At 70.3% G+C, this 14,700-nt stretch carries 15 protein-coding genes and 1 tRNA gene; 8 read left to right on the top strand and 8 right to left on the bottom strand.

Annotated elements, in window-relative coordinates:
* The 3 genes from ACY35P_RS06840 to parC form a co-directional block, all read right to left on the bottom strand.
* On the bottom strand, positions 1–1,168 hold a 1,168-nt coding region (locus tag ACY35P_RS06840; protein WP_462115086.1), incomplete at its 3' end, for a penicillin acylase family protein.
* A gap of 44 nt (positions 1,169–1,212) precedes the next feature.
* Positions 1,213–1,869 (bottom strand): thiopurine S-methyltransferase, encoded by a 657-nt coding sequence (locus ACY35P_RS06845; protein WP_462115087.1) that lies wholly within the window; start codon positions 1,867–1,869, stop codon positions 1,213–1,215.
* A gap of 138 nt (positions 1,870–2,007) precedes the next feature.
* Complete coding sequence (gene parC / locus ACY35P_RS06850) at positions 2,008–4,251, bottom strand: DNA topoisomerase IV subunit A (protein ID WP_462115088.1); 2,244 nt, start codon at positions 4,249–4,251, stop codon at positions 2,008–2,010.
* A gap of 230 nt (positions 4,252–4,481) precedes the next feature.
* Between parC and ACY35P_RS06855 the strand changes: the two genes are divergently transcribed.
* Positions 4,482–4,566 (top strand) — tRNA-Leu (locus tag ACY35P_RS06855).
* Between the two features lie 199 nt (positions 4,567–4,765).
* Entirely contained in the window at positions 4,766–4,951 is a 186-nt protein-coding gene (locus ACY35P_RS06860) for a hypothetical protein (RefSeq protein ID WP_462115089.1), read from the top strand.
* A 58-nt stretch (positions 4,952–5,009) separates the two neighbouring features.
* On the opposite strand, the gene ACY35P_RS06865 is transcribed toward ACY35P_RS06860, so the two are convergent.
* A complete protein-coding gene (locus ACY35P_RS06865) occupies positions 5,010–5,633 on the bottom strand; it encodes an RES family NAD+ phosphorylase (protein WP_462115090.1) in 624 nt (207 codons plus the stop codon).
* A 110-nt stretch (positions 5,634–5,743) separates the two neighbouring features.
* Between ACY35P_RS06865 and ACY35P_RS06870 the strand changes: the two genes are divergently transcribed.
* The 6 genes from ACY35P_RS06870 (at position 5,744) to ACY35P_RS06895 (ending at position 12,004) form a co-directional block, all read left to right on the top strand.
* Positions 5,744–6,766, top strand: coding sequence for a magnesium transporter CorA family protein (locus tag ACY35P_RS06870; protein ID WP_462115091.1), 1,023 nt, complete (start codon positions 5,744–5,746; stop codon positions 6,764–6,766).
* Between the two features lie 38 nt (positions 6,767–6,804).
* Positions 6,805–9,243 (top strand): ribonuclease R, encoded by a 2,439-nt coding sequence (rnr, locus tag ACY35P_RS06875; protein WP_462115092.1) that lies wholly within the window; start codon positions 6,805–6,807, stop codon positions 9,241–9,243.
* A gap of 229 nt (positions 9,244–9,472) precedes the next feature.
* A complete protein-coding gene (rlmB, locus tag ACY35P_RS06880; protein WP_462115093.1) occupies positions 9,473–10,234 on the top strand; it encodes a 23S rRNA (guanosine(2251)-2'-O)-methyltransferase RlmB in 762 nt (253 codons plus the stop codon).
* Positions 10,234–10,509, top strand: a complete 276-nt coding sequence (locus tag ACY35P_RS06885) for a CBU_0592 family membrane protein (protein ID WP_462115094.1) — start codon at positions 10,234–10,236, stop codon at positions 10,507–10,509. Before rlmB ends, ACY35P_RS06885 begins: the two co-directional genes overlap by 1 nt.
* A 164-nt stretch (positions 10,510–10,673) precedes the next feature.
* Positions 10,674–11,243 carry a sigma-70 family RNA polymerase sigma factor gene (locus ACY35P_RS06890; RefSeq protein ID WP_462115121.1) on the top strand — a complete coding sequence of 190 codons (570 nt, stop codon included), beginning with the start codon at positions 10,674–10,676 and terminating at the stop codon, positions 11,241–11,243.
* A gap of 2 nt (positions 11,244–11,245) precedes the next feature.
* The gene (locus ACY35P_RS06895) at positions 11,246–12,004 is read left to right on the top strand and encodes an anti-sigma factor (RefSeq protein WP_462115095.1); all 759 of its coding nucleotides are present in this window, start codon (positions 11,246–11,248) and stop codon (positions 12,002–12,004) included.
* A 3-nt stretch (positions 12,005–12,007) separates the two neighbouring features.
* Here ACY35P_RS06895 and rnt read toward each other — a convergent pair whose 3' ends face one another.
* From rnt to ACY35P_RS06915, 4 genes are read right to left on the bottom strand one after another with little or no spacing between them, the layout of a single operon-like run.
* A complete protein-coding gene (gene rnt, locus ACY35P_RS06900; RefSeq protein ID WP_462115122.1) occupies positions 12,008–12,676 on the bottom strand; it encodes a ribonuclease T in 669 nt (222 codons plus the stop codon).
* A 19-nt stretch (positions 12,677–12,695) separates the two neighbouring features.
* Entirely contained in the window at positions 12,696–13,454 is a 759-nt protein-coding gene (locus tag ACY35P_RS06905) for an HvfC family RiPP maturation protein (protein WP_462115096.1), read from the bottom strand.
* On the bottom strand, positions 13,444–14,307 hold the full coding sequence (locus ACY35P_RS06910; protein WP_462115097.1) for an HvfB family MNIO-type RiPP peptide maturase: 864 nt from the start codon (positions 14,305–14,307) through the stop codon (positions 13,444–13,446). The genes ACY35P_RS06905 and ACY35P_RS06910 overlap by 11 nt, the downstream gene beginning before the upstream one ends.
* A 14-nt stretch (positions 14,308–14,321) precedes the next feature.
* Positions 14,322–14,696, bottom strand: coding sequence for an HvfA family oxazolone/thioamide-modified RiPP metallophore (locus tag ACY35P_RS06915; RefSeq protein WP_462115098.1), 375 nt, complete (start codon positions 14,694–14,696; stop codon positions 14,322–14,324).
* Between the last annotated feature and the right edge of the window lie 4 nt (positions 14,697–14,700).

Below are 14,700 nucleotides of genomic sequence, written 5' to 3' on the forward strand. Positions count from 1 at the left end.
CATTGCCGCGCCCGTCGTAGCGGTCGACCGGGCCCCATCGCGTTTCGACCACATCGAGCGTGGCGGCGCGACCGCCGGCGACGTCGATGCGTTCGCGGGCGACGCGGCCCTGCGGGCAGGCGCGGGCCGTGCAGCCCGGCACGACGATCCAGTCGACCCAGTCGCCGTAGCTGTTGGTGAACCCCCAGGCCACGTGCCCGTTGCTGCCGACGATCACGCCGGGCAGGCCGGGCAGGGTGAACCCGGTGACGTCGACGCGCCCGCCGGGCGCGCGCGCGTCCGGATAGCGCAACCGCGCCCGGAACCAGATGTTCGGCGCGCGCAGGCCGAGGTGCATGTCGTCCGCGAGGATCGCGCGACCGTCCCGGGTGAGCGCGCCGGAGACGGCGAAGTTGTTGCTGCCGACCTCGCGTCGCGGCTCGCGCGGCGGCAGGCGGCTCGCCTGCGCGGCCCAGTGACGCAGGTCGATCGCGTCCGGACCCGGCAGCACGGCGTCGCCGCGCGCCGCGCCCTGCAGCGGCGCATCCCAGGCGCTGCCGTCGCGCTGCACGAGCGCGCGCAGGGCCGGCGGCAGGAGCGGCAGCGCCCGCGCCATCTCCAGCTCGCGTGCGCCACTCGCATCCTGCAGGTCGTAGTACATCGCGTAGCCGACCAGCGGGCTGTCCTCGAGCCGCCACGGGCGCGGCGCCTGCCGAAGCAACAGGTAGGGCCACGGACGCACGGCGAGTTGCTCGCGTCCGGCGTTGACGCCGTCGACGTAGGACCGAAGGACGTCGCGCCCGGGCAGCGCACGCATCTCGCGCGTCACCCGCGCGCGCAGCCGATCGGCGCGATGCCGGCGATCGACGTCGAGTGCCGCCGGACCGACGAGCGCGGCGAGCTCGCCCGCGGACACGCGCCGCATCAGGTCCATCTCGAAGTAGCGCTCCTGCGCATGCACGAAGCCCAGTGCGCGCAGTGCGTCGGCCTCGCTCGCGGCGTCGATCGTCACCGTGCCGAGCGCGTCGCGCGTGACCGTGGCGGGCGCCGCCAATCCGGGCAGGCTCGTGTTGCCGTCGAGCCGCGCGAGGCTGCCGCGCATCAGCAGCCACGCGGCCAAAACGGTGAGCAGGACGATCGCGACCAGTGCGAGCGCGATTCGGAGGGTCCAGCGACGCACGGCGCGCATAGAGTGTTCCCGGGTGGATGCCGGCACTGTAAGGCCGCGCGTGCTCAGCGACGACGCAGCGCGTAGGCGGCGGTGGCCAGGGCCGTGACGCCCTCGGCGCGGAACGACGGCTCGCGCTCGAGGATGTCGAGCCGCGAACGCAGCGTCACTTCCCATAGCGGGTCGAACAGCGTGTGCACCTCGTCGTCCGGCACGGGGAAGGGCGGGCCGGCTTTCTCGTGTGCGGGATAGTCCAAGGTGACCAGCAGGCCTCGGCAACCGCCGGGCAGTCGCGCATACAGCTCACTTACGTAGCGACGCCGCATCGCCGCGGGCAGCGCGATCAGCGCCGCGCGGTCGAACACGGCATCGCAATCGCGGAGCACCGATGCGTCGAGCCCGAAGGCGTCGCCGCAGACGATCTCGACGTCGCCTGCCACGTAATGGCGGCCGTAGGGGCTCTCATGCACGGCGGGCGCGAGGCCATGCTCGTCGAAGAAGGCTTCGACCGCCGCCTGCGACAGCTCGACGCCCAGCACGCGCAAGCCCTGCGAGGCGAGCCAGGCCATGTCGAGCGACTTGCCGCACAGCGGCACGAACACGCGACTGCCCGGCGCGACGGCGAGTGCGGACCAATGCTCGACGAGCAGCGGGGTCGGGCGAGCCTGGTGGAAGCCGATGCGGCCCTCCTGCCAGCGCGACAGCCAGAACGAGGGATCCATGCGGCCTCCGGTTTCGCCGCGGCGGGGCTGCGGCTTCGCGCCGATCATCGCCGCAAACGCGAAGCCCGGCGCATGGCCGGGCTTCGGTTCGGAGGCCGCGAGCGCGCCGCGCCTTCGGAGGAGGACGACCGGCCGAACCTATTCGACCACCAGCCCCTCGACCTTCTGCCACCCGCGCGGCAGCAGCCCGCCCCGCGCGCCGCGTTGGCCCATGTAGGCCTCGAGGTCCTTGTACGTCACCGTCATCGACCGCGTGCCGGAGAGCACGACGAGCGATTCCTCCGGCCCGACCACCACCACGTCGACCACGCGTTCGGTGCCGAGCTTGGACTTCGGGATGTCGATGATCTTGTTGCCCTTGCCGCGGTCCATCTCCGGCAGCTGGCCGATCGGGAACGCGAGCACGTGGCCTGCGCTGGTCGCGGCGACAACGCGATGGCCCTTGGTCGTCTGCGCGGGCGCGGGCTGCAGCACCTCGGCGTTCGGCGTGAGCGAGACCATCGCCTTGCCCGCCTTGTTCCGGCTCACGAGATTCTCGAACTTCGTGACGAAGCCATAGCCGTGGCTGGTCGACAGCAGGAACGCCTGCTCGGCCTCGCCGCTCGCCACCGCCTGGAACGACGCGCCCGACGGCGGCGCGAATCGACCCGTCAGCGGCTCGCCGTTGCCGCGCGCACTGGGCAGCGAATGCACCACGGCCGAGTAGCTGCGCCCCGTCGAGTCGAGGAAGGCGACCTGCGCGGTGCTGCGCGTGCGCACGGCCGCCAGCAGCTCGTCGCCCTCGCGGTAGGACAGGCCGGCCGCGTCGATCTCGTGGCCCTTCGCCGCACGCACCCAGCCCTTCTGGCTGACGACCACCGTCATCGGCTCGCTGGCGACGAGCTCGCTCTCGGAAATCGCCTGCGCCGCGCCGCGCGAGACCAGCGGCGAGCGGCGCTCGTCGCCGAACTTCTTCGCATCGGCGACGAGCTCGTCCTTGATGAGCTTGCGCAGCTTCGCGCGGCTGCCGAGGATCGACTGGATGCGCTCGCGCTCGGCGGCGAGGTCGGCCTGTTCGCCACGGATCTTCATCTCCTCGAGGCGCGCGAGCTGGCGCAGGCGCGTCTCGAGGATGTAGTCCGCCTGGTCGTCGGTGAGCCCGAACCGCGCCATCAGCACCGGCTTGGGCTCGTCCTCGCTGCGGATGATGCGGATCACCTCGTCGAGGTTGAGGAACGCCACCAGCAGGCCTTCGAGCAGATGCAGGCGACGCTCGACGCGCTCGAGGCGATGGCTCAGGCGGCGCGTGACCGTATCGCTCCGGAACTGCAGCCATTCGGCGAGCAGTGCACGGAGGTTCTTGACCTGCGGCTTGCCGTCGAGGCCGATGATGTTGAAGTTGACGCGATACGTACGCTCGAGGTCCGTGGTCGCGAACAGGTGCCCCATCAGCGGGTCGACGTCGACGCGGTTGCTCCGCGTCACCAGCACGATGCGGGTCGGGTTGCTGTGGTCCGACTCGTCGCGGATGTCCTCCAGCCACGGCAGCTTCTTCGCGCGCATCTGCTGCGCGATCTGCTCGATCACCTTGCTCGGCGACACCTGGTAGGGCAGCGCGGTGATGACGATGTTCGGCCCGTCCTTCTGCCACGTGCCGCGCGCGCGCACGCTGCCGCAGCCGGTCTCGTACATCTGCAGCAGGTCGGCGCGCGGCGTGATGATCTCCGCGGTGGTCGGATAGTCGGGACCCTGCACGTGCTCGCAGAGGTCGCGGACGGTCGCATCGGGGTCGTCCAGCAGGCGAACGCAGGCGCTGACGACTTCGCGCAGGTTGTGCGGCGGCACGTCGGTCGCCATGCCGACCGCGATGCCGGTGGTGCCGTTGAGCAGCAGGTGCGGCAGGCGCGCGGGAAGCCAGCTCGGCTCCTCGAGCGTGCCGTCGAAGTTCGGGTCCCAGTCGACGGTGCCGTGCGCGAGTTCGCCGAGTAGTACTTCGGCGATCGGCGTCAGCTTCGATTCGGTATAGCGCATCGCCGCGAACGACTTCGGGTCGTCCGGCGAGCCGAAGTTGCCCTGGCCCTCGATCAGCGGATAGCGATACGAGAACGGCTGCGCCATCAGCACGAGGGCCTCGTAGCAGGCGGAGTCGCCGTGCGGATGGAACTTGCCGATGACGTCGCCGACGGTGCGCGCGGACTTCTTCGGTTTGGCGCCGGCGTTCAGGCCGAGCTCGCTCATCGCGTAGACGATGCGTCGCTGGACGGGTTTGAGGCCGTCGCCGATGAAGGGCAGGGCGCGGTCGAGCACCACGTACATCGAGTAGTCGAGGTAGGCGCGCTCGGCGTATTCGCGCAGCGGAATCTGCTCGAAGCCGTGGAAGGTGGAGCGGGGCGAGTCGGTCATGGACTTCTTGGAGGCGACGCGAGCGGCGCTCGCGAGGGTGCGGGCTCGGCCCGCGGGGGTGCGACTAGGCATCGGATTCTACGTGCGCGCTGGACCGGCCCAGCATCCGGCCCGGGGGTCTCAGCGGCCGCGACCCCGTGCGCGCGTGACCGATCCGCTCGCTGCCCGTTGACATCGTCTGCACCCGCGGCGAACATACGCGCCCTCGCCGGTGAGTCATCGCCGGCCAGGCCCGGGTGGCGGAATTGGTAGACGCACTAGTTTCAGGTACTAGCGGGTAAAACCGTGGAGGTTCGAGTCCTCTCCCGGGCACCATATTTTCGGAACGACGCACCGCTCGCTCCGATGACGAAGAACCCGCCCCCGTGGCGGGTTTTTTTGTGCGCGTCGATTTCGTCCCCGCGGGGTGAACGGACCGGGAACGCACCCTCGGCGCGCGGGCGTCCTTTTCCCGTCCTTCACCGCGCCTGCGCGACGTTCGAAGCACCTCCCGAACCCCGGAGACGGAGCTTCCATGAGCAAGCGAGAACTGATCGAGCCCACGCCCGGCGACAAGCGCTTCGTGCGTCGCGACGAGAAAGGCCGCTTCAAGGAGTCCGACGACGTCGGGCGCTCCCTGTCGCAGGATCGCCAGCGCCAGGCCAAGAACGACGCCGGCCCCGGCCAGGGCGATCGCGGCGACCGACCGCGCAGCCACTGACGACAGGAACGAAAAACCCGCGGAGTCCGCGGGTTTTTCGCATCCGTCCCGGCCGGCTTCAGCCGCCCGCGAGTCGCCGCAGTCGCGCGTCGATGCGGATGGGGGTCACGTGCACGCCTTGCACCAGCGGGGCATCAACGTGCTCGGGATTGAGGATGACGTTGTGCGTCTCGTCGGCCAGCGCACTCGGCACCTGCGCGGCGAGCGACTGGTGCGAACTCGACCAGGCGTCGCCCACCTGCTGCACGTCGGCGCGGTAGGGCTGCTCGTTCCAGCCCGACGGATACGCCTGCACCACGGTCATCCGGTCGCGTGGCAGGTAGGCGCGCGCGAGGAAGGCGGTCTCCGGCGGCGCGCCGTCGCAATGCACGAGGAATTCGAGCATCGCCGCGGCCGGCGACGTTGCCGCGTACACGGCCGGGGTGCCCTCGGACGTCCAGCGGCTGGCCGGGCTCGGGCCGGCACCGAACGGCTTGTCCTTCTGGTCGTCGCCCACGATCCGATACACGGCGACGGCGCCCGGGTGGTCGCCGCTGCGCTCGGTCGCGCCGACGTGGTCGCTGGTCGGCGTCGCCGTGAACTGGGACGTCGCGGAGACCGGGTCGCTCGCGGGGAACGTGGCCTTGAGCGCCTTGTCGAGGTCTTTCTCGGACGTCGGGGACGGGGTTTCGGGCGTCTGCATGGCGGTCCTCGCTGGGGTCGGGTGGGCGCCGGGGCGCCGTTCGGGGGCGTTTTAACAAGGCCTACTCATGGCGGCCGTGAAGCTGCAGCCGCTTCCGGAGGATTGCCGCCATGCCCGCACGCCCCGCCGAGACGAAAACCACCCCCGAGTCCGCGCCCGTCGCGCCGGAGCTGCGTGCGCTGCTGTTCGAAAGCGACCAGGTCAGCCGCGAGGTCGATGCCTCGTCGCTGCAGGCCTACGCGGATATCGCCGACCACCGCCTGTTGTGGGTCAACGCGGTCGTCCCCGACGGTGCGCCGGACGACGCGCGCGCACTGGGCGCGGATCCCGACCTCCTCGACCCGGACGGCGGTGGCGCGCTCGGGCTCGTCGTCGCCGGTGACTGGAAGTACCTGCATGTGCGGGCACTGAACTGGCACGACGGCCAGAAGCCGGCCGACATCCCGATCGCGGTCGGCATCGGGCCGAACGTGGTGATCACCGTGCATCGCGGCCATGTCGACTTCATCGCCGGCGTCCTCGACAACGAGGCCGACCACCTGCGGGTCGGACGCCTCGAGGCGACGAGTTTCGCGGCGGGCCTGCTCGACCGGATGCTCACGGACTACCTCGATGCGCGCGACGAGTTCGAAACCGCGCTCGACAAGCTCGAGCTGCTCATCCTGCGCCGCCCGCGGCCGGCCTACCTGGCGCAGCTGCAGAACCTGCGCCACCTCGCATCGCGCCTGCGTCGCTACCTCGCCTCGCAGCGCGACCTGTTCGATGCGCTGGGGCGCCCGGACTTCGATCCGCGCCAATCGGAGTCGGCCGAGCGCCATTGCCGGATCCTCAGCGGGCGATACACGCAGGTGATGGCATCGGTCGAGGCGGCACGAGAGCTCGTCAACGGCAGCTTCGATCTCTATACGTCGCGCGCCGCGGAGAGCACCAACGAAGTGGTGTTCACGCTTACCGTCGTGACGGTGGCGATGGGCCTCGCCGCCACCGTCGCCGGGGTGTTCGGGATGAATTTCGAAATGCCGTGGCACACATCGGGTCCGAACGGCTTTCTGATCGCAGGCGGAGTTATCGCGGCGGTAGTGATCGCGTCGGGCGGGTGGGCGATATGGAGGCTCGCGCGACTCGGGCGATGAACCACGTCGCCTTCATGAACGTGTGAGACGATCCGTTCATGAAGAGAAATAGCACGACACGCGGCGGCAAGGCTGCAGGCGGCGCCGGATCCAGCGGCGCCGGAACCCCGGGCAAGCGCGGTCCGAAACCCACCACCGGCAAGCCGGCAACGAACGCCGGCGGCAAGGCGCGCGGCCCGCAGCGTCCCGGCTGGATGCCCGAACCGCCGCCCACCGCCCGGCGCGGACGAGGCCCGGCACCGTCTTCGGATCCGCATGCGCATCGCGAGGCGGCCCGGTACGAGAACCCCATCGGCAGCCGCGAGATGATCCTGCAGCTGATCGTCGCGGCCGACGGCCCGCTGTCCATGGACGTGCTCGCCGACCGGTTGGGCATCCAGGACGACGAGCGCCGCGAAGCGCTTGGCTTCCGTCTGCGCGCGATGCTGCGCGACGGACAATTGCTGCAGAACCGCAAGGGCGCCTACCTGCCGGCCGGCACGGTCGACCTGCTGCCCGGCGTCGTCGTCGCCAATCCCGACGGCTACGGTTTCCTCAAGCCCGACCCGGGCAATGGCGACGACCTGTTCCTGCCGCCCGCGGAGATGCGCAAGGTGATGCATGGTGACCGCGTGCTGGCCAGCGTCACCGGCATGGACCGCCGCGGCCGCCGCGAGGGCGCGATCGTCGAGATCCTGGAGCGCCGCCTCACGCGCCTGATCGGCCGCTACGAGACGCGCGCCGGCGTCGGCTTCGTGATTCCGGACGACCGCCGCATCCAGCAGGACATCCTGATTCCGCCGGACGCGCGCGGCGACGCCGCCACCGGCCAGCTGGTGGTCTGCGAGATCACCGAGATGCCGGACGGCAAGCACCTGCCGGTCGGTCGCATCCTCACCGTGCTGGGCGATCGCCTCACCGCGTCGCTCGCCGTGCAGGCCGCGATCCACGGCCACGACATCCCGCACGAATTCCCGCAGGCGGTTCTCGAGCAGGCCGCGGCGATTCCGATCGACGTCGACGCCGAAACCGCGATGGGCCGCGTGGACCTGCGCAAGGTCCCGCTCGTCACCATCGACGGCGAGGACGCGAAGGATTTCGACGACGCCGTCTATGCCGAGCCCAACCGCGACGGCTTCCGCCTGATCGTCGCCATCGCCGACGTCTCGAGCTACGTGGTGCCCGGCACCGCGCTCGACGACGAGGCGCAGAAGCGCGCCACGTCGGTCTATTTCCCCGGCTTCGTCGTGCCGATGCTGCCGGAGACGCTGTCCAACGGCATCTGTTCGCTGAAGCCGAAGGTCGATCGCCTGTGCTTCGTCTGCGACATGCAGGTCGACCGCAAGGGGCAGGTCACCGAATCGAAGTTCTACGAGGCGGTCATGCATTCGCATGCGCGCCTGACCTATACGCAGGTCTGGAACGCGATCGGCGGCGACGTGCCGGAAGACGCGCAGCGCGAGGCGCGTGACTACATCGGTTCGCTCATGCCGAACATCCAGAACCTGCACCAGCTGTTCCAGGTGCTGGTGCGTGCGCGCGAGAAGCGTGGCGCGATCGAGTTCGAATCGGGCGAAGTGCGCTTCGTGCTCGGGCCGCAGGGCGAGGTCGTGCAGGCCGGCATGATCCAGCGCAACGATGCGCACAAGCTGATCGAGGAATGCATGATCGCGGCCAACGTCGAGGCCGCGAAGTTCCTGCTCGCGGCCGACGTGCCGGCGCCGTACCGGATCCACGAGCGTCCGCCGCAGCAGAAATACGAGGACCTGCTCGAGTTCCTCAAGGAGTTCGGCCTGCGCATGCCGGCGTGGTCGAAGGTCGAGCCGAAGGACTTCACCCAGCTGCTCAAGAAGATTCGCGACCGGCCCGAGGCGGCGCTGCTGGAATCGGTGCTGCTGCGCAGCCAGTCGCTCGCGGTGTACTCGCCGGGCAACGTCGGCCACTTCGGCCTGGCACTGGAGGCGTACGCGCACTTCACGTCCCCGATCCGCCGCTATCCCGACCTGCTGGTGCATCGCGCGATCAAGCACGCGCTGAGCGGTGCACGTCCGGAGAAGTTCAAGTACTCGCCGAGCGCCATGGCGCAGCTGTCGCTCGAATGCTCCGAGAAATCGCGTCGCGCCGACGAGGCGCAGCGCGAAGTCGACGAGCGCTACCGTGCGGCGTGGATGGAGCAGCACGTCGGCGGGGAGTTCGATGGCACGATCAGCGGCGTCACCAGCTTCGGCCTGTTCATCGAACTCGACGAGTCGAAGGTCAACGGCCTGGTGCACGTCACCCAGCTGCCGAACGACTTCTACCACTTCGATCCGATCCGCAAGACGCTCACCGGCGACCGTCGCGGCAAGGAATACCGGCTCGGCGACCGCGTGAGCATCGTCGTGCTCAAGGCGAGCGTGGAGGACCGGCGCATCGACTTCCGGCTCGTCGAGGAGGACGGGGCCAAGGCGTTGCCGCCTCGCGGACAACCGGCGAAGCGGAAGAAGCAGCCGTATTGACGACGGCGGCCGCCCGGAGGGGCGGTCGGGCCGCCTCCCGGTTTTGGCTTCCGCGCGGTGGCCCGACCTGTAAGGCACGCGACCGGCCCGGTGTGGAAGTGGTGCCGGACTTGCCGCGAATGGGACGACGTCGCGGGAATGCACACCGGCAACGCGGGTACCCGCCCGCGTTGCGAGGCGCCGAGGGCGGACGCGAGCGTGTTCTACCGCGGCGCGGCACAATAGGCGCATGAGCAGACAGAACCAGTGGATCGCCGGCATCAACGCGGTGTCGGCCGCGCTCCAGAACGACGCCGAGCACGTGCGCGAAGTGCTGCTGGAGGCCAGCTCCAAGAATCCGCGCATCCAGGAGATCGAGACACAGGCCCGGCGCCTGGGCATCGACGTGCGTCGCGTCGCGCAGCAGGCGCTCGACGGCGCCTCGGGCGGCGTGCGCCACCAGGGCGCCATCGCGCGCTACGTGGCCGCGCGCACGTGGAGTGAGGACGAGCTGTCCGAACTCGTCGAAGCCGCCGAAGGACGTGCCCTCGTGCTCATCCTCGACGGCGTGCAGGACCCGCACAACCTGGGCGCCTGCCTGCGCAGCGCCGCTGCCGCGGGCGTCACCGCGGTGGTGATTCCGAAGGACAAGTCGGTGCAGGTCAACGCGACCGTGCGCAAGACCTCCGCCGGCGCCGCTGACGCGGTGCCGATCGTGCCGGTCACCAACCTCGCGCGAGCGATGAAGGATCTCCAGCAGCTCGGCGTGTGGCTGTACGGCCTCGCGGGGGAGTCGACGACGCCGTTCTACGACCTGGACCTGCGCGGCAACGTCGGGCTGGTGCTCGGTGGCGAGGCCGATGGCTTGCGCCGGCTGACGCGCGAGACCTGCGACGGCCTCGTCTCCATCCCGATGCCGGGCGCGGCGCAGGCCGCGGTCGAGAGCCTCAACGTCTCGGTGACCGCAGGCGTGGCTCTGTTCGAAGCCGTGCGGCAGCGGAGCGCGCGCTGATGCAGGACGACGCGATCGTGGCGCTGCACTGGTACGACATCGTCGGCCTCGGCGGCACCGTGGCCATCCTGGTGGCCTTCTTCCTGCTGCAGTCGCGGCGCCTGTCGGGCACCGGGCTCGTCTACCAGCTCCTCAATCTGTTCGGCGCGGCTGGCGTGCTGGTCTCGCTGCTGGGCACGTTCAACCTGTCGGTCTTCCTGCTCGAGCTCGCCTGGGTCGGCGTCAGCGGCTACGGCATCGTCCGCTCGCTTCGGGAACGTCGTTCGCGTCCCTGACGACGGACTGCATCCGTCGCCGCCGGGCGGACGTAACGTTCCATGCACGCCGACGTGGCGTGCTTGCGACGGCCGGCGGCGAGTGGCATAACCGTGCGGCCTTCGACATCCGTCGGGGGAATGCAGTGACCGCCATCGCCAGCCACAGCTTCCCCGGGGCCTTCATGCTCACCACCGCGCCCGCCATCGGCGACACCGACGCCAACGCCGGACTCCTGCTCGACGTCGCGCAGGGCGATCGCCAGGCCTTCGAGCGCCTGTACCGCGCCGCTTCCCCGCGTCTGTTCGCGATCTGCCTGCGCCTCATGCCCGACCGCGCGGAGGCCGAGGACGTGCTGCAGGAGGTGTTCACCACCATCTGGCACAAGGCCGAGCAGTTCGATCCGGATCGCGCGAGTGCGATGGCGTGGATGGGCATGATCGCGCGCAATCGCTGCATCGACCGCCTGCGCTCGCCCGCGCATTCGATGCGCACCACCGCGCTCGACCTGGGCGACGAGCTTCCCGACCACGGCGAGACGCCCATCGAGGCCGCCGCCGCGTCGAACGATCGCGAACGCCTTCAGCGCTGCATGGAGCGCCTCGATGAGCGACGTCGCGGGCTCATCCGCACGGCGTTCTTCGAAGGCGCGACCTACGAGGAACTCGCGACGCGCTCCGGCGCGCCGCTCGGCTCGGTCAAGAGCTGGATCCGCCGCGGGCTGCTGCAACTCCGCGCGTGCCTGGAGCCGTGACAATGCGCGAACACGATCTCGATCGCGATCCACCGTCGGCCGATCTCCTGGCCGCCGAGTACGTCATGGGCGTACTCGACGCGCAGCAGCGCCGCGATGCGCGCCTGCGCCTCCATCGCGATCCCGCGTTCGCGCGACTCGTCGATGACTGGAGCCGCCGTCTCGAGCCGCTGAACGACGAGCTCGCGCCGACGACGGCGCCGGACCATGTCTGGCCGCGCATCCGCATGCGGCTCGGCTGGAGCCCCGTGCAGTCGCTCGATCGCCGTCCCGCGGGTACCGGCTTCTGGAAGGGCGCCGCCGCAACGGGCTTCGCCGCGGCGGCTGCACTGGCCGTCGTCGCCTTGCAGAAGCCGCGCATCGTCGAAGTGCCCGCGCAGCCCGTCGCGGTTGCGCCGGCGCCGGCGCCCGCGCCCGCGGCGACGGGGATGCCCGAACTGCCGGTGACCCGCCTCGTGGCCGACAACGGCAAGATCGCGTATCTCGCCACGGTCGATACGCGCACCGGCGGCATGTGGCTCGTGCCGGTGCCGGGCACGATTCCGCCGGGCGCCAAGGCGCCGGTGCTGTGGCTGATCCCCCCGGGGCAGAAGCCCAAGTCGCTCGGTTACGTCGGCGCTTCGCACTCGCACTGGGTCGATGTGCCCAAGGACGAGCTGCAGGCGGGCTGGACCGTCGCGATCACCATGGAACCGGTGCAGCCCATCGCGCCGCAGGCGCCGTCGTCCGCGCCCATGGCGGCGGGCGAAATCTCGCTCTGACGGTCAGGCGTCGCCGGCCGTGGCCGGCGCGCCGGGGCCGCCCAGCATCGGCCAGGCATTGACCACCTGGCAGAACAGCTCGGCGGTGCGCTCCGCGTCGTACACGGCCGAATGCGCCTCGTCCGCGTTCCATGCGATGCCCGCGGCATTCAGCGCACGGCCGAGCACCGTCTGTCCGTAGGCGACGCCCCCGAGCGTCACCGTGTCGAAGACGCTGAACGGATGGAACGGATTGCGCGGGTGTCCCGAGCGCGCCACTGCCGCGTTGAGGAAATTCAGGTCGAAGTGCGCGTTGTGGCCGACGAGGATCGCGCGCTGGCAGCCGTGCTTCTTCATCGCGGCGCGCACAGGCGCGAAGACGATGTCGAGCGCCTGCCGTTCGTTCTTCGCATCGCGGAACGGATGGTCGATCACGATGCCGGTGACGGCGAGCGACTTCGGATCGATCTCGGTGCCGGGCGCCGGCATCACGTGCGCATTGGTCGTCGGGCACGGCACGATCCGGCCGGATGCGTCGAGGTCCAGCGGCACCACCGCGATCTCCAGCAGCGCATGGCGGTTCCAGTCGAAGCCGCCCGTCTCGACGTCGACGACGACAGGCAGGAAACCGCGGAAGCGCGAAGCGAGTGAGGGCACGGCGGTCGATCGGAGCGCGGGCCGGCAGCCTAGCAGACGGCCCGAGGGGCGGGCGTCAGGCGGGGCGCGTGCCGGGCACGATGCCGTCGCGTCGGTACTGCGCCAGCAGCGCGAGGCCCTGTCCGACGAGCGCCTCGACGTCGGGCGCGCCGACCTCTTGGGCGAGCGTGGCGAGCAGCCGCCGGCCGGTGTCGGGCGCCGATTCGATGCGTTGCAGCAGGTGGAAAGCGAGGGGCGCGAGTTCGTGGAAGCGCACGCTGCCGTCGTCCTGGCGATGCACCAGCAGCAGCGTCGGTTCCGCCGCGTCGGGCTGCGATCCGGGGCCGATGCGGTGAACCGGCCAGTCGTAGGCGAGCGGCCAGGCGAGGGGCGACAGCAGGGGAACGCCCTCGGCCAGGTCGCCATCGGGATCGTGCGCGAGATCCGACAGCCGCGCCTCGCTCACCTGGAGGGCCAGCTCGATCCACTCGTAATGCGCGAGTTCGCGGAGCCAGGGCGGATCGCCGCGACCCTCGGCCTCGCGCCGGTCGAGATAGCGCAACAGTTCCTTCGGCAACTCGGTGAACACCGGCGAGCGGGCGTCGTGCTCGCGCAGGAAATCACGGACGAGCCGCGTCCACGCGTCGCCTAGCGTCGCGCGCATCACGGGGAACGTGGTGCCCAGCAGCCCGTCGACGTTGTTGAAGAACAGGTCGGCATAGATGCGCAGCCGCCTCGGTTCGATGCCCGCGGGCGGCGGTGCGCGCTCGGGATCGCGGATGTAGGCGCCCAGTGCCTGCTGCGCGGCGAGGTCGCCGCCGGCCTCAGGCGGCATGGCGGTGCGTCGCGCCGCGGCCCGCGAGGCGCGAACGAACCCCGTGAAGCTCCTCGAGCAGCTCCGCGAACGGCGGCAGGTTGAAGTCGCGTTCGAGCAGCGTGGGTCTGGGCCCGAAGAGCGCGTACGCCTCCTCGAGCAGCGCCCAGACCGGGTCCACGACGGCGGAGCCGTGCGTGTCGATCTTGAGGTCCTCGGCCTCGTCGTGATGCCCGGCGACGTGGATGTAGGCGATGCGTTCGCCGGGAAGCGCCTGCAGGAATTCGCGCGCGTCGTAGCGATGATTGGTCGCATTGACGACGATGTTGTTGACGTCGAGCAGCAGGTCGCAGTCGGCGCGATCGAGCACGTCGTTGAGGAAGTCGATCTCGCGCAGCGGGGAAGGGCCCGCGTCGAGCGTCGCGTAGTACGAGATGTTCTCGACCGCGATGCGCCGCCCGAGAACGTCCTGCGTGCGACGGATGCGTGCGACGACGTGGTCGACGGCGGCGCGGTTGAACGGCAGTGGCATCAAGTCGTAGAGCTGGCCCTGTGCATCGCTGCAGGCGGACAGGTGCTCGCTGTAGATCGGGCAGGCGTGCGCGTCGAGGAAGCGGCGCAGGCGAAGCAGGTAGGGCTCGTCGAGCTCGCCGGGTCCGCCCAGGGACAGGGACAGGCCGTGGCAGACCAGCGGCCAGCGCGAGGCGACGGCCTGGAACGAATCGCCGAGCGCGCCGCCGATGCCCATCCAGTTCTCGGGGGCCACCTCGAGGAAGTCGATCTCCTTCCCGGAGGAGGCCTGCAGCGGGCCCAGGAGGGCCCGCCGCAGGCCGAGGCCCACGGCATCCGGAGCGAGGACGGTCGCCGTGGGCATCGACGCTCAGCCGGTCAGATCGACCCGCCGCACTTGCCTTCGCCGCACTTGCCCTCGGCCATCTTCGCGTCGGCGACCTTCTTGTCCGTCACCGGCTTGGCCTTGGCCTTGTCCGCCCCGCAGGACATCTCGCCCGCCTTCGCCTTGTCGGCACCACACTTCATTTCACGGGCCTTGGCCTTGTCGGCGCCGCACTTCATTTCGCCCGCCTTCGCCTTGTCCGCGCCGCACTTCATCTCGCCGGCCTTGGCGTCGGTCTTCGCGGGCGCGTCCGCGGCGGAGAGCATGTAGCCCTGCGTCAGCGGGGTGGACGCGAACGCAGAGCCGGCCAGCATGAGCGAGCCGGTGATCGCGGCGGCGAGGGCGGGGGTCTTGAGGGAACGGGACATGGAA

It is taken from the genome of Lysobacter xanthus, assembly GCF_047159895.1.

Excerpts from the sequence above, each read along its gene's own strand:
- ACY35P_RS06895 (WP_462115095.1), top strand. The coding sequence starts at position 11,246 with ATGCGCGAACACGATCTCGATCGCGATCCACCGTCGGCCGATCTCCTG.
- ACY35P_RS06890 (WP_462115121.1), top strand. The coding sequence starts at position 10,674 with ATGCTCACCACCGCGCCCGCCATCGGCGACACCGACGCCAACGCCGGA.
- rlmB (WP_462115093.1), top strand. The coding sequence starts at position 9,473 with ATGAGCAGACAGAACCAGTGGATCGCCGGCATCAACGCGGTGTCGGCC.
- ACY35P_RS06915 (WP_462115098.1), bottom strand. The coding sequence starts at position 14,696 with ATGTCCCGTTCCCTCAAGACCCCCGCCCTCGCCGCCGCGATCACCGGC.
- ACY35P_RS06845 (WP_462115087.1), bottom strand. The coding sequence starts at position 1,869 with ATGGATCCCTCGTTCTGGCTGTCGCGCTGGCAGGAGGGCCGCATCGGC.
- parC (WP_462115088.1), bottom strand. The coding sequence starts at position 4,251 with ATGACCGACTCGCCCCGCTCCACCTTCCACGGCTTCGAGCAGATTCCG.
- ACY35P_RS06905 (WP_462115096.1), bottom strand. The coding sequence starts at position 13,454 with ATGCCGCCTGAGGCCGGCGGCGACCTCGCCGCGCAGCAGGCACTGGGC.
- rnr (WP_462115092.1), top strand. The coding sequence starts at position 6,805 with ATGAAGAGAAATAGCACGACACGCGGCGGCAAGGCTGCAGGCGGCGCC.
- ACY35P_RS06910 (WP_462115097.1), bottom strand. The coding sequence starts at position 14,307 with ATGCCCACGGCGACCGTCCTCGCTCCGGATGCCGTGGGCCTCGGCCTG.
- ACY35P_RS06870 (WP_462115091.1), top strand. The coding sequence starts at position 5,744 with ATGCCCGCACGCCCCGCCGAGACGAAAACCACCCCCGAGTCCGCGCCC.
- ACY35P_RS06865 (WP_462115090.1), bottom strand. The coding sequence starts at position 5,633 with ATGCAGACGCCCGAAACCCCGTCCCCGACGTCCGAGAAAGACCTCGAC.
- ACY35P_RS06885 (WP_462115094.1), top strand. The coding sequence starts at position 10,234 with ATGCAGGACGACGCGATCGTGGCGCTGCACTGGTACGACATCGTCGGC.
- ACY35P_RS06860 (WP_462115089.1), top strand. The coding sequence starts at position 4,766 with ATGAGCAAGCGAGAACTGATCGAGCCCACGCCCGGCGACAAGCGCTTC.